This is a genomic window from Paraburkholderia sp. GAS206C, assembly GCF_050435645.1.
Classification (GTDB): domain Bacteria; phylum Pseudomonadota; class Gammaproteobacteria; order Burkholderiales; family Burkholderiaceae; genus Paraburkholderia; species Paraburkholderia phenazinium_B.
Genome location: NZ_JBNDKR010000010.1, coordinates 1 through 12,744 on the forward strand (window position 1 = coordinate 1; position 12,744 = coordinate 12,744).

Below are 12,744 nucleotides of genomic sequence, written 5' to 3' on the forward strand. Positions count from 1 at the left end.
GTGATGCCGCAGCATGCGCCACAGCAGCCGGACCGGAGCAGGAAACCGGACATTTCTAATGAGCCAGAACCGGACATTTCTAAAAAGCTCTGACATACAAAAGTTCGATAATTTATCTTATGTCAAATTGACTTTTCAACGGAGGCTATTCACAAAACGTGCTTCGGAGCCTCATCCAGTTTGAAGCGGCCGAAAACCCCGCCGGTCTCTCACGTTTCGTATCCATACGGAAATGAAGTGATTGATTTCGCAAGCCGAGGCAAGCGAGCCAACAGCTTAGATAGGCAAGGTCCTGCAGTTACTCAACGAACTCGGTTTCACTGCGCACGCCAATCCGCCCATCGACATTCCACGGTACATCATGACGCCGCCATTAATAACATCAGCGTTCAAAACCTTCCGCTGCAGCCGCGCCCTCACCTAAGCCCTTTTCCCCAACCCATCCCACCTGGTGTTACCGCCCGCTTATGTCTATGCTTCCTTAACCCCTTGGCCACTCGCAGCGCCAACGACGCTTCCGCGCCAACCGAAGCCGTCCAAAGCCCAGCAAGGGGGAAAACCTAAAACGGAGAAAACCCAATGACAGTATCGATCTCGCGGCGCGCCATTCTGCTGTTCGCCGGTCTCGCACTCTCGGGCACGCTGTCGCTCGCGCAAGCGGCGCCGGTCTCATTTACCGTACCGCTCACGGGCGACCAGCAGGTGCCTCCGGTGCAAACTCCCGGTAGCGGCACCGCCAATCTCACGTACGACTCCAGCACCCACGTCGTGACGTGGAACATCACCTTCAGCGGTTTGACGAGCCCAGCCACCATGGCGCATTTTCACGGCCCGGCTCCTGCCGGTAAAAACGCCGGCGTGAAGGTGTGGATCTCGCAGAAAGGCAATATGTCCGTGACGAGTCCGCTCAGCGGTCAGGCAACCTTGTCCGCGGATGACGCCCAGATTTTCGAAGCCGGCAATATGTACATCAACGTCCACACCAAGACCAACCCGGGCGGTGAGATCCGCGGCCAGGTCATGCCGCCGAAGGGCAACTGACGCACCGCGCTTCAGCCATCACAGCAGACCTGGTCAGAGATAAGCCGCAAGCAGCACCACCACCGCAGCGCCAATCGCAAGCGGCAGCAGTGCCAGCACCGCTGGCCGCTGCCGCGGCGCGGCAATATTCGAAGGCAACGCCTTATAGCCCGTCAGCATCGGGCTTAGCAGGTTGTGCCGCTTCACCACGGCGTACAGTGCGATCACCAGCACATGCAGTGCGACCGCCGCCAGCAACACATCCCACACCACCCCGTGCAGCGTGGAAATTGCACTGGCGATCCAGGCGGGCACCCATTCGCTCAATGGACCCTCGTCCGCGACCTCGTTGTACACGTACAGGCCGCTTAGCGTCTCAAGCAGGAGCAGCACGAGCAGCAACAAGACCATCCATCCGCCGGCCGCGTTATGGCCCACCTGATCGTCCGGCTCGCGGCGAAACAGGTGCGACAGATGCCGCACCGCGGCCGCCGGTGACGCCACAAAATCTCTGAAGCACGCCGTATCGCTGCCGAAGCAGCCCCACAGTAACCTGAACAGCAGCAACGCGAGCAGCGCTTCGCCGGCCCGCACGTGCCAGTCGATCAGATTCAGCTTCAAGGTCGTATAAGCGGCCGCAACCAGTACCACCATCAACCAGTGAAACAGGCGCGTCGGCGCATCCCACACGAGTACGCGGCGACGACCCGGTTGTCCCGGCGGCGAAACGGGTTCGTCAGCGTTCATGAAGTTGGGCCTCCCCAGTGAAGCGGCCAGCAGCGACAGCGATCCGGATGCAACAGAAATCTAGAAGAGATAAAGCCCTGCGACAAACACCACGCCCGAGAACAGCAGCGCCGTTACGCAATATCCCATGATGTCGCGCACGCCAAGGCCGGCAATCGCCAGCGCAGGAAGCGCCCAGAACGGCTGCGCCATATTGGTCCATGCCTCGCCGTAGGCGATCGCCATTGCTGACTTTCCGAGGTCGGCATGCAGCGCCTGCGCGGCCGGCATGACGAAAGGCCCCTGCACCACCCAATGGCCGCCGCCGCTCGGCACGGCAAAATTGATTACCGCTGAACTGAGGAACGCGAGCAGCGGGAACGTATGCACGTTGGCAATCTCCACGAACCATGTGGTGATGATGCCGGCCAGTCCCGAGTGATCCATCAATGCCTGAATCCCGGCGTAAAACGGAAACTGGATCATGATCGCGGAAGCGCCCTTCGCTGCCGCGCCCACCGCGCGCGCGTATGCCATCGGCGTCTTGTGCAGCACCATGCCGGCGGCGAGGAACACCAGGTTCACGGTATCGATGTCGAGCGTAAACCCCTTCTGCACCGTACGCACCACCAGATAGACCGCGCACACCAGCGCTACCAGCAACGCCAGCACGCGGCTTTCCTCGAGCCGCTCGGCAAGCGTTGCATCAGCCGGAAGCTTTCGTTCGACGGATGGCGGGTCCTCGAGCAACGCCGGGTCTACCGCCACGACGTCCTCGGGTTTGGGCATCATCAGCCGCGCCAGGATCGGCAGCAGCACGATCAGACCAAACGTGATGAAGGCGTTGTAGCCGGTGAAGATCGTGTGCGCGACGGGAATCAGTCCAATGGTCTTTTCCATCGGATTGCCCTTGGTGGCCGCAACCAGCGGCACCGACCCGGACAGTCCGCCGTGCCATGTGAGGAAGCCCATATATGCAGATGCCACGAGCAAACGGTAATCGGTGCCCTTCACGCGCCGCGCGACTTCGCGCGCCAGCATCGCACCGAGCACGAGGCCGAAGCCCCAGTTGATGGCGCATGCAATCGCGCCGCAAAACGCCACCAGCATGACGCCTTGCGCAGGCGTGCGGGCCGCACTTGCCAGTGCGATCAACAACCGCTTCACCGGGCCAGAACTGGCGAGCGCATGACCGGTCACCAGAATCATGGCCATTTGCATCGAGAAGGCCAGCAGGTTCCAGAAACCGCCGCCCCACATCGTCACCAGTTCCGCCAGCGCTTTCGGCGTCAAGGCAAAGGCCAGCACGAACGTTGCAATCGTCAGGAAGATCGCAAAGATCAGCGGGTCAGGCAGCACGCGATGCACCACCTGAGTAAAAAAGCGCGAGATACGCTGAATCAACTGTCTACTCCTCGTCACCAATGATATTTTTAACGGGCGGTTTAAATCTTGCGCCGGATTGCTTTGGCCGCGTCTTTTCCGCCCACTTCCCCGGCCGCGATTCTTGCATGAAACGAGGGGTTTTGCTGCGACGCAGGCACACGTCCTGCGTCGCAGCGTGTCTACATAGGAGATTGTCTGATCATGGAATATCGTCAACTCGGCCGTTCCGGCCTCAAGGTGTCGACCGTCACGCTCGGCACGATGACAATGGGTGGCAAAGGAAAATTTGCGAGCGTCGGTGAAGTGGGCCTCGAAGAGGCGCGCCGGCAGATCGATATGTGCCTCGAAGCCGGCGTCAACCTGATCGACACGGCCGATGTCTATTCGAACGGCGCGTCGGAGGAGATCGTCGGCGCGGCGCTCGGCGGCAAGCGCAAAGGTGGCGTGCTGATCGCTACCAAGGCGCGCTTTCCGATGGGCGACGGCCCGAACGATCGCGGCCTGTCCCGGCATCATCTGATCGAGGCGTGCGAGGCGAGCCTGCGGCGTCTCAAGACGGATGTGATCGACCTCTATCAGGTGCACGAGTGGGATGGTCTCACGCCGCTCGAGGAGACGCTCGAGGCGCTCGATATGCTGGTGCGGCACGGCAAGATCCGTTACGTCGGCTGCTCGAACTACTCCGCCTGGCATCTGATGAAGGCGCTGCACGTGAGCGAGCGGGACCGTCTGCCGCGTTTCGTCAGCCAGCAGATCCACTACACGCTCGAGGCGCGCGAAGCGGAATATGAACTTGCGCCGCTCGCGCTCGATCAGGGGCTCGGTATTCTGGTTTGGAGTCCGCTAGCCGGCGGTCTGTTGTCGGGCAAGCATCGCCGCGACACGACGCCGGAAGGCACGCGCCAACTCGCGGGCTGGACCGAACCGCCGATCCGCGATCAGGACCGCCTCTGGAACATCGTCGACGCTCTCGTCGAGATTGCCGGCGAGCTCAATATCTCCGCCGCCCAGGTCGCGCTGGCGTGGACACTGGGACGTCCGGCAGTCGCTTCGGTGATCATCGGCGGGCGCAACGAGAAGCAGTTGCGCGACAACCTCGGCGCGGCCGACGTCAAGCTGAGCGATGCGCAGCGCGAGCGGCTCGATCAGGTCAGCGCCCCTCCTCTGCTCTACCCGTACTGGCATCAGTTGCAGACCGCCAGTGACCGCCTTGGCGTGGCCGATCTGTCGCTGCTGGGGCCGCATCTGAAGAAGAAGGCGTAGGCAAACTGCCTCTGGAGCCGCATGCAAACAAAAGCCGGCCGCCAGCTCCCGCTGGCGACCGGCTTTTTATACTGCCCGGTTTGCGCTATCCGCGCACCCCGCTCAGAACTTGTGGCGCAGACCGAGGCTGACCAGTTCCTGAGTGTTGGTGCCGCCGTAGCCATACGAGCCCACGGAAGCCTGCGCAGCCACGATACCCGTACCTGCTGCATCAAGCGTATCGCCGCTGGCGTGCTGCCATGCGCCCACCAGATACACATCGGTGCGCTTCGACAGGTTGTAGTCCGCGCCCACCGAAACCTGGTGGTACGTCGCGCCCGTCTCGCCGCTCGACTTCGTGTAGCTGTAGCCCACGCCCAGCAGCATCGCCGGGGTCAACTGGTAGTCGAGGAAGCCTTGTCCGGTGTTGAACTTCTCCGTCGAGGCAAATGCCGACTGTCCGTCCGCCTTGTACTGCGCATTGCTGTAGCCTGCGCCGAACGTGAACGGACCGGCCACATACTGCGCCGCAACGCGCGCGATATTGATCGACTTGGCGCTCTGCAGGCCGAGGTTGATCAGCGAACCGTCAAAGGTGCCGTCGGACGTGCTGGCCCAGCCCGAGCCGGTGGCCGTCGAGGCGCGCACGAGACCGTCGGTCGTTTCATTGTCGGCGACGAAGTAACCGGCGGCCACCGAAATCGGCCCGTTGCTATACGACGCTGCTGCCGACCAGGTCTGTCCCGAACCCGTCTGTCCGGCCACGCCGCCGAGCGCATACATACCTTCGACCTGGAAGCCCGAGAACACCGGCGACACGTACTTGATCGCGTTGCTGGTACGCGAGCTGTTGTCGTAGTTGTCGACGTCACCCGCAGTCGCGAAGGTACTGCCGAAATAGTTGTCAGCCGTGATGCCTTGTACGAGGTCGACGAGCGGATCGTACTGGCGACCCAGCGTGAACGTGCCGTACTGGTCTGCGCTCAAACCGACGAATGCCTGACGGCCGAATTCGCGGCCGCCCTGTGCGAGGCCGCCTGTGCTCGGGTTAAAGCCGTTTTCCAACTGGAAAATCGCCTTCAGACCGCCGCCCAGATCTTCGGAACCCTTCAGGCCCCAACGGGTGCCGGACAGGTCGCCATTGCTGGCGTTGCCGACCGACCATTGGTTCTGGCCAGCCGCATTGGCGTTATGGATGAAAGTAACGGCGGTATCGATCGTGCCGTAAAGGGTTACGCTGCTTTGTGCATGGGCCGCACCAGCAGCGCCCAGCAGTGCGAGAGAGAGCGTGGACAGCGTTATTCTTTTCATCATTTCTCCGTGCAGATGAACGATTGGTTATTGCGAAAAGGACAATAACGCGCCGGACTCTTCCGGGACACTGAAAAAAATTTCTGTCGTAAAAAGTCTACAAGGGCTGAAAGCCTTTGCCTGCAAGGCTTTGCCGGACTATTGCTGGAGGAGAAATACTCATTTGATGCAAAGGAGGGTATTGATTCATCGTTAACGGGATTGCAATAGATGGCCCGTTATCCGGTTCATTCTTTCATATTCAGGCAAGAAAGCGGGCTGAAATGTTCAGGTGATTTTAAAATGACTCCGCAATTAGCTGCTTAATCCATTTCTCAACGCATGTTCGTGAGTTATTTTTATGAACCCATTTTCAGACTTTAAAACTCACTCCGCCGCATTCTGCGAACGCCGGTAATGAATATGCGCGGGGACCTTTAGCGAATCGGGATGTGCATTGCCTTCCAGCATCGAAAACACGCAGCGCAAGCTGTGTTCGGCGAGTTGCCGGCTGTCCTGGACGATGGCGTCGATGGCGAGCGGCAGGCAGTCGAGCAGCGGATGATCGTCGAACGACATCAGCCGGCCCGGCGCCTGCGCCAGCTTGTGCGCCTCGCTCATGAAAGACAGCGCGCCCTCGAGCAGGGTAATCGAGCCGGCGAACAGCGCCTGCGGATAGTGCCCGTGCGTCGTGAACCAGTCCTGCATCAGCGCGCGGCCGGATTCGCGCTGGAAGTCGCGCTGGTGAACCCAGTCGGGCTGCTCGCTCAGGCCGTGCGTCGCTAGCGCCTGACGGTACCCGGCGAGCCGGTCGCAGCTTGCCGAGAGTTCCGCCTGGCCGCCGAAGTACACCACTTCGCTCGCGCCCTGCTTCAGCGCGTCGCCCACCAGCGTGGCGACGATTTCGGTCGCATCGGTGACCACATAAGGAATTTCGCTCTGCTCCACCCGGCGATCGGCGAACACGAGCGGCAGGCGCTTTACCCACTTCTGGTAGCGCTCCGGATCGGCGGTGCACGGTACGACCACGAGCCCGTCCACCTGATGCGAAACCAGGTGCGCAATCCCTTCGGTTTCGCGGACCGGATCTTCGTCGCTGGTCACCACGACCAGTTGATAGCTGTATTGCTCGCGGCATCGCCATTCCATCGCCTGGGCCAGCGCGGAGTGCACGGAGTTGGTGAGGTCGGGAATTACGAGGCCGATCGTGTTGCTGCGGCGCGAGCGCAGCGCGCGCGCCGACTTCGACGGCGTGAAATTGTGCTCTTTGGCGACCTGAAGCACGCGCTCGACGGTGGCCGCCGAGATGCGATAGCGCTCAGCATAGCCGTTCAGCACCATGCTCGCGGTGGTGCGGGACACGTTCGCCAGACGGGCGATGTCGTCAATGGTCAGACGCTCGAACTGGGACACGCGGGCTTCCTCGCGGCAGGGTGTTGACGACGATGATATCCGTGCCGGATGGTACTACGGGGACACGGCGCTGAAAACGTGCTGGCTGATCCGCACAAGCCGGAAGGTCAATGCAGGGACAACGGCGTGGTCGATTGCGCGATCGATTGCACAGCTAACTGCTGCGCTGCTCGAGACGCTGGTCGAGGCGCTGTTTGAGCCGCTGCGGCACCAGCACCGGCAAGCGCAACAGGAAACCGCAGAAGAGCCGCAGATGCATCCACGACAGCAGCAGGTTGTCGCGCAGGTAGTTGAAATGCGATACGCCACCTTCGTCGGCGCGGAAATAGCGCACCGGCGCTTCGATCCTGATGGGCCGCACGCCTTCCCAGCACAGACGCACCGCCGCTTCCGGATCGAAGTCGAAGCGCCGCATCCACACATGGCGGCTCATCACCTCGCGCAATGGCTCGACCGGGTACACGCGAAAACCGTAGAGCGAATCGCCGATGCCTGACCACAGGGTTTCGAGGTTGGCGCAGGCATTGGACAGACGCCGCCAATATACGCGCAGCCAGGGCGCTTTCGAATCGAACTTCGGCAAGCCCAGCACCATGGCGCCGGGGTGTGCCTGCGAGGTGGCCATGAAACTCGCGATCAGATAGGCCGGGTGCTGGCCATCGGAATCCATCGTGAGAACGTGCGTGAAACCGAGGCTGGACGCTTGTGCAAGTCCGGTCAGCACGGCCGCCCCTTTGCCCTGATTGTGCGGCAGCACGATTACGCGCAAGCCCTCGTCGTGTTCGGCCATCGCCTGCAACCGTTGGGCACTATCGTCCGTGCTGCCGTCGACGATCACCCAGACGGGGTTCCAGTTCTCGCGCGCACTGCGCACGGTTTCATAGACCTTTTCGCCGGGGTTGTAGCTCGGAATCATGACCAGGTGGGTCGACGATGGGCGGAGTGTGCGCATGGCAAACAGCAGGTTGAGCGCGGCTAGCGGATGCGATGGGTCGCCACGTACGCAGCGAGCGCGCCGAGCGTCGCGAAGATTTTCTCGTTGTCCGGGTTGTCCGAACGCAGTTCGAAGCCGTACTTCTTCGAAATCAGCAGCGCGATTTCGAGGATATCGATCGAGTCGAGTCCGAACCCTTCGCCGTATAGCGGAGTGTCGGCCGTCACCGTGTCGAGTTGCACGTCTTCGAGATTCAGTTCGCCGACGATCATCGCGGCCAGCTCTTCTTCCAGTTTATTCATTGCCTTGGTGTGCCGGAGATCAACGCCAGTGGAAGGGGTGCAGAACGGCCCGTATCGGGTCCCTGCGCCGCTCCTCCTGGCTGGCGCATGGGCAGGCCCTCTAACCCCGTCGCAGCGGCGATCTGCCCGCTGTCTTCGAGTTTGTAAAGTGTGGGGCGATTCTAGACGAAGCCATCCCCGGTCGTATACGGGCAAAGGGTTACATGAAGTTTTGGGCCGGCATGCGTCTTTTGTAAGGCCATGAAAGGCAAAACCCGTCGCGGACCTCGCCCGGGACGGACGGTACGCTAGAATTGCGCCCGCCGCGTGCGCGGCCGGGGTCAAACAAACAGTTACAAAAGCGGGTGCGAACCCCGTGTGCCCGGGCGGGTCTTTAACAGGTCCCCTGCGGGAATGAAAAATGCGTGATGACGGGTATGCCGAGGACAAACGGCGACCATTCATGTGATGAAAGAACCGGCCAGGCGTCGTGCAAGACAGCGGACGAACTGGCTTTAAAAATACCCCTACTTATGCAGCACATTGTCCTTATTCCTGACTGGTATCGCGGGGCGAGCGCGCCGGCGGCTCGTCGAGGGAGGTCGTCGTGGCTCAGCTAAAGCGTATCGTGAGCGGCGCGGCGACGGTCGGCGTGATCGCGGCATGCGAGCTCGGCACGCACTACGCGGCTAGCACGCCGGGCGCGCAAGGCTTCGGTCTGGCCGTCGTCCTCGCACCGCTTCTGTTGCTGACGTTGGCCGCCGCGGCCCGCTCGGCGCAGCGTGCCTGGTTGCTGCCGGGCTGGGTCTGCGGCTGCGTGGCGTTGTGGTTTGCGCGCGCGCCGCTCGTGCGTCACTTCGAATGGGGCGCTTATTTTGAGCACCTCGCCGTCACCCTTATCATGGCGTTCGCATTCGGGCGCACGCTCGCGGCGGGCCAACGCCCCCTGTGCAGCCAGTTTGCCGCGCTGGTGCATGGCAAACTGACGCCGGCCATTGCTCATTACACCCGCCGGATCACGGTTGCCTGGACCGCGTTCTTTCTGGGCATCGCGGCCCTCTCGACACTGCTGTTCGTTGCGGCGCCGGTGGTTGTGTGGTCAACCTTCGCCAACTACATGACGCTGCCGCTGGTGGCCGCGATGTTCGTCGCGGAACATGCATGGCGGCGCGTCGCGTTGCCGGACGTGCAGCGTCCCAGCATGGTCGCCACGGCGCGCGCCTACCGGCATACGATGCACGGCCGGGCCGGACGCGCACAATGAATCCGGTTCAACCTCCGCGCAGCCTTGAATGGCGTAGCGCGGAGCCACGGTAACTGCCCTGACTGACGTTATGCCGAGCTTTCCTTTGTTGTTCCACTCGTCGTCTGAACAGACGATTGCCTGGCGCGACGGCACGCCGGTCTCCGTACGCGAGTTTCTCGCCGACGTGGCGGCCCTCGGGAAGGCACTGCCGGCCGGTGGCCATGTGTTCAACATGTGCACGGACCGCTATCGTTTCGCGGTCGGCCTTTGCGCGGCCCTGGTGGCAGGCAAGATCAGCCTGCTACCTTCCGCGCATACGCCGGAAGCGGTGCGCCAGCTGGCGTCGTTTGCTCCCGATACTTTTTGCCTGCACGATGCCGCCGACTGCGCCGTGGAATTGCCGCGCTTCCGGTTTCCGTCGGCAGGTATTGCTGCGCAGTCCTGTGGGTCTTCCAGCAAGGATTCCTCAGCTGGTTTAGCGGACTCCGCGACCCTCTTCCCCGCTGCTGCAGAAACCGTCGTGCCGCAAATCGACGCGACGCGTGTCATGGCTTATCTGTTCACCTCCGGTTCGACCGGCGCGCCGGTCCCGCATGGCAAAACATGGGGTAACCTGGTGCAGTGCCTGCGCACTTCGGCGGACCGTCTCGGCCTGTTCGGGATGGGTGCCTGCACGCTGGTCGGCACGGTGCCGCCGCAGCACATGTACGGTTTCGAGACCACCGTGCTGCTGGCGTTGATCGGCGGCTTTGCGTTCAGTAACCGCCAGCCGTTCTATCCGGGCGATGTCGCCGCCGAACTCGCTGCCGTCCCGCAGCCGCGGGTGCTGGTCACTTCGCCGGTTCACCTGCGCGCGTTGATGCTGTCCGACCAGGCGATGCCGCCGGTCTCGCTGATGTTGTCCGCGACTGCGCCGCTCACGCAGGAACTGGCGCGCACCGCCGAGGCACGTATCGGCGCACCGTTGCTTGAGATTTATGGCAGCACCGAAAGCGGCCAGATCGCAACGCGCCGTACCGCGCAGGGAGCCGCCTGGGATCTCTATCCGGGCATCAGCCTGGAGACGCGGCGCAGCGGCGATGCTCAAGATACGAGCGGCGAAAGTGAAGGTGAGCCACGAGACGGCGACGCTACGGTCTGGGCGTCCGGTGGTCACCTCGAAGCGCCGTTACCGCTGGGCGACGCAATCGAACTGCTCGATGCCGGCCGTTTTCTGCTGCATGGCCGTAAGGGCGATCTCATCAATATCGCCGGAAAGCGGACCTCGCTGGGTTATCTGAATCATCAGTTAAACGAAATATCTGGCGTGGTCGATGGTGTGTTCTTCATGCCGGACGAACCTGCCGCTGCGCTTGCGGACACCGCCGACACCGCGGGCACTTCGGGCATCACCGGCGCAGGGCGCGACGAGCAGGTGACGCGTCTGACTGCGTTTGTGGTGGCGCCCGGCCTTGCGCCCGCCGATCTCCAGCGTGCGCTGCGCGAACGCATCGACGCCGCATTCATGCCGCGCCCGCTGTACTTCGTGGATGCGCTGCCGCGCAACGCAACGGGCAAGCTGCCGCGTGATGTGCTGACGGCGCTAGTGGCTCAACAGGCTCAACAGGCTCAATCGACGCAACAGATGCAAGGGATGCAACAGGCCCGGAAGGCACAACACGTTCGGCACGCGCAACCGGCAGCCGCTGCGTCGTCCGCAAGCCCGGCCGCCGGCGCGCGCCCCGCCACCTCAACGATTCGCTTCACCATCGCCCCCGACCACCCTGCCCTCGCCGGACACTTTCCCGGCCAGCCGATCGTCCCCGGCGTGGTGTTGCTCGACCACGCCATCAGCGCGATCGGCACCGCGCTGAACCGGTCGCTCGATGCCTGCCGCCTGCGTTCCGCCAAATTTCCAGGTCCGGCTACACCGGGCACACCGCTCGATCTGAGCTTCGAGATCACGGCGAGCGGTGCCATCCGCTTCACCATCAACGCCGCAACCCGCGTCGTGGCGAGCGGCCTGCTGGCTGGCATGGAGCCAGCCGCCCCGGCCACGCCAGTAGCTCCAGCAACCGAGGCGGTGTGCTCATGAAACGCCCCGCCTGGACCCAACGCAAGGAGCGCAGCAACATTCCGCTGATGCGCCTCATGACGTGGCTGTCGCTACGCCTCGGCCGGCGCGTAAGCCGTATCGTGCTCTCGCCTGCCAGCGCCTATTTCATGCTGTTTTCCCCGGCCGCATGCAAAGCGTCGCGTGCTTATCTCACGCGCGCCCTCGGACGGCCGGCGACCTGGCTCGACGTCTGGCGGCACCTGATCGTGTTCGGTGCGACCATCCACGACCGCATCTATCTGCTCAACGACCGCTTCGACCTGTTCGACCTGCGCGTGCACGGCAGAGAAGTCATGCGCGACACGCTGGCCGAAGGGCATGGTGCGTTCCTGATGGGTGCGCATCTGGGCAGCTTCGAAGTCATGCGGGCGCTCGGGCGTACCCAGCCGAATCTGCGGGTCGCCATCACGATGTATGAGGACAACGCGCGCCGGACTAACAAGATCCTTGCGTCCATCAACCCGGCGGCGAAGCAGGCCGTGATCGGCCTGGGACAGGTGGATTCGATGCTCAAGGTTCGTGAGCATCTCGACACCGGCAGCATGATCGGCATTCTCGCCGACCGCACCATACTGGGTGACGCCCGCGATTCAATGCGCTGGGTCGATTTTCTCGGCGCGCCCGCGGCGTTTCCGCTCGGACCGCTGCATATGGCGGCCATGCTCAAACGCCCGGTCATCTTTATGACCGGACTGTATCGCGGCGGCAACCGCTACGATATTCACTTCGAAACGCTGGCGGATTTTTCCAGGGTAGAGCGCGGCAAACGCGGCGCCGAGGTGCAGGCCGCCTTGACGCGCTACGCGGCATTGCTCGAAAAACATTGCCGCGCTGCGCCGTACAACTGGTTCAACTTCTTCGATTTCTGGCACGCCGAGCCGATTCCCGACGGCGCAGCCGCGAGTGGACCGCAGACCGTTGCTGCGACGAGGGTCGAGGTCGAGACCGCGCCCGAAGTGGCGGCCACGGTGCAAACTCAGCCACGCGGTGAAGCCACGGCCGAACCCGTCGCCCGGCAGGCGAGCCGGAGGCTCGCGACACCGTTGGTGTCCAGCGCCGATCTCACCGCGATCAATACGACGATCACCACCACGAGCAGGAATACCTGACG

Annotated in this window: 11 protein-coding genes; 5 read left to right on the forward strand and 6 right to left on the reverse strand. The window is 62.6% G+C overall.

The features are described 5' to 3' along the window. The first annotated feature begins 579 nt into the window (after window positions 1-579). Entirely contained in the window at window positions 580-1,041 is a 462-nt protein-coding gene (locus P3T20_RS26765; RefSeq protein WP_429288330.1) for a CHRD domain-containing protein, read from the forward strand. A gap of 33 nt (window positions 1,042-1,074) precedes the next feature. Here the strand turns inward: P3T20_RS26765 and P3T20_RS26770 are convergent, their stop codons facing one another. Continuing rightward, a complete protein-coding gene (locus P3T20_RS26770; protein ID WP_429288331.1) occupies window positions 1,075-1,767 on the reverse strand; it encodes a cytochrome b/b6 domain-containing protein in 693 nt (230 codons plus the stop codon). Between the two features lie 60 nt (window positions 1,768-1,827). After that, window positions 1,828-3,150 (reverse strand): TIGR00366 family protein, encoded by a 1,323-nt coding sequence (locus P3T20_RS26775; protein WP_429288332.1) that lies wholly within the window; start codon window positions 3,148-3,150, stop codon window positions 1,828-1,830. A gap of 183 nt (window positions 3,151-3,333) precedes the next feature. On the opposite strand from P3T20_RS26775, the gene P3T20_RS26780 reads away from it, so the two are divergent. Next, window positions 3,334-4,395 (forward strand): aldo/keto reductase, encoded by a 1,062-nt coding sequence (locus P3T20_RS26780; protein ID WP_429288333.1) that lies wholly within the window; start codon window positions 3,334-3,336, stop codon window positions 4,393-4,395. 102 nt (window positions 4,396-4,497) lie between these two features. Here P3T20_RS26780 and P3T20_RS26785 read toward each other — a convergent pair whose 3' ends face one another. From P3T20_RS26785 to P3T20_RS26800, 4 genes are all read right to left on the reverse strand, one after another. Beyond that, complete coding sequence (locus tag P3T20_RS26785; protein ID WP_074264578.1) at window positions 4,498-5,685, reverse strand: porin; 1,188 nt, start codon at window positions 5,683-5,685, stop codon at window positions 4,498-4,500. 366 nt (window positions 5,686-6,051) lie between these two features. After that, window positions 6,052-7,077, reverse strand: a complete 1,026-nt coding sequence (locus P3T20_RS26790) for a LacI family DNA-binding transcriptional regulator (protein ID WP_429288334.1) — start codon at window positions 7,075-7,077, stop codon at window positions 6,052-6,054. 154 nt (window positions 7,078-7,231) lie between these two features. After that, a complete protein-coding gene (locus P3T20_RS26795; RefSeq protein ID WP_429288335.1) occupies window positions 7,232-8,029 on the reverse strand; it encodes a glycosyltransferase family 2 protein in 798 nt (265 codons plus the stop codon). 23 nt (window positions 8,030-8,052) lie between these two features. Beyond that, the gene (locus P3T20_RS26800) at window positions 8,053-8,313 is read right to left on the reverse strand and encodes a phosphopantetheine-binding protein (protein ID WP_074264581.1); all 261 of its coding nucleotides are present in this window, start codon (window positions 8,311-8,313) and stop codon (window positions 8,053-8,055) included. Window positions 8,314-8,899: 586 nt separating this feature from the next. On the opposite strand from P3T20_RS26800, the gene P3T20_RS26805 reads away from it, so the two are divergent. From P3T20_RS26805 to P3T20_RS26815, 3 genes are all read left to right on the forward strand, one after another. Further along, window positions 8,900-9,556, forward strand: a complete 657-nt coding sequence (locus tag P3T20_RS26805) for a hypothetical protein (protein ID WP_074264582.1) — start codon at window positions 8,900-8,902, stop codon at window positions 9,554-9,556. Between the two features lie 70 nt (window positions 9,557-9,626). After that, window positions 9,627-11,612, forward strand: a complete 1,986-nt coding sequence (locus tag P3T20_RS26810) for an AMP-binding protein (RefSeq protein ID WP_074264583.1) — start codon at window positions 9,627-9,629, stop codon at window positions 11,610-11,612. Continuing rightward, entirely contained in the window at window positions 11,609-12,742 is a 1,134-nt protein-coding gene (locus P3T20_RS26815) for an acyl-CoA synthetase (RefSeq protein ID WP_083611411.1), read from the forward strand. Before P3T20_RS26810 ends, P3T20_RS26815 begins: the two co-directional genes overlap by 4 nt. The last annotated feature ends 2 nt before the right edge of the window (window positions 12,743-12,744 follow it).

What these genes read in the sequence shown, in the direction of transcription:
- P3T20_RS26780 (WP_429288333.1), top strand. Translation starts at nt 3,334, where the DNA reads ATGGAATATCGTCAACTCGGCCGTTCCGGCCTCAAGGTGTCGACCGTC.
- P3T20_RS26770 (WP_429288331.1), bottom strand. Translation starts at nt 1,767, where the DNA reads ATGAACGCTGACGAACCCGTTTCGCCGCCGGGACAACCGGGTCGTCGC.
- P3T20_RS26810 (WP_074264583.1), top strand. Translation starts at nt 9,627, where the DNA reads ATGCCGAGCTTTCCTTTGTTGTTCCACTCGTCGTCTGAACAGACGATT.
- P3T20_RS26765 (WP_429288330.1), top strand. Translation starts at nt 580, where the DNA reads ATGACAGTATCGATCTCGCGGCGCGCCATTCTGCTGTTCGCCGGTCTC.
- P3T20_RS26795 (WP_429288335.1), bottom strand. Translation starts at nt 8,029, where the DNA reads ATGCGCACACTCCGCCCATCGTCGACCCACCTGGTCATGATTCCGAGC.
- P3T20_RS26785 (WP_074264578.1), bottom strand. Translation starts at nt 5,685, where the DNA reads ATGAAAAGAATAACGCTGTCCACGCTCTCTCTCGCACTGCTGGGCGCT.
- P3T20_RS26815 (WP_083611411.1), top strand. Translation starts at nt 11,609, where the DNA reads ATGAAACGCCCCGCCTGGACCCAACGCAAGGAGCGCAGCAACATTCCG.
- P3T20_RS26800 (WP_074264581.1), bottom strand. Translation starts at nt 8,313, where the DNA reads ATGAATAAACTGGAAGAAGAGCTGGCCGCGATGATCGTCGGCGAACTG.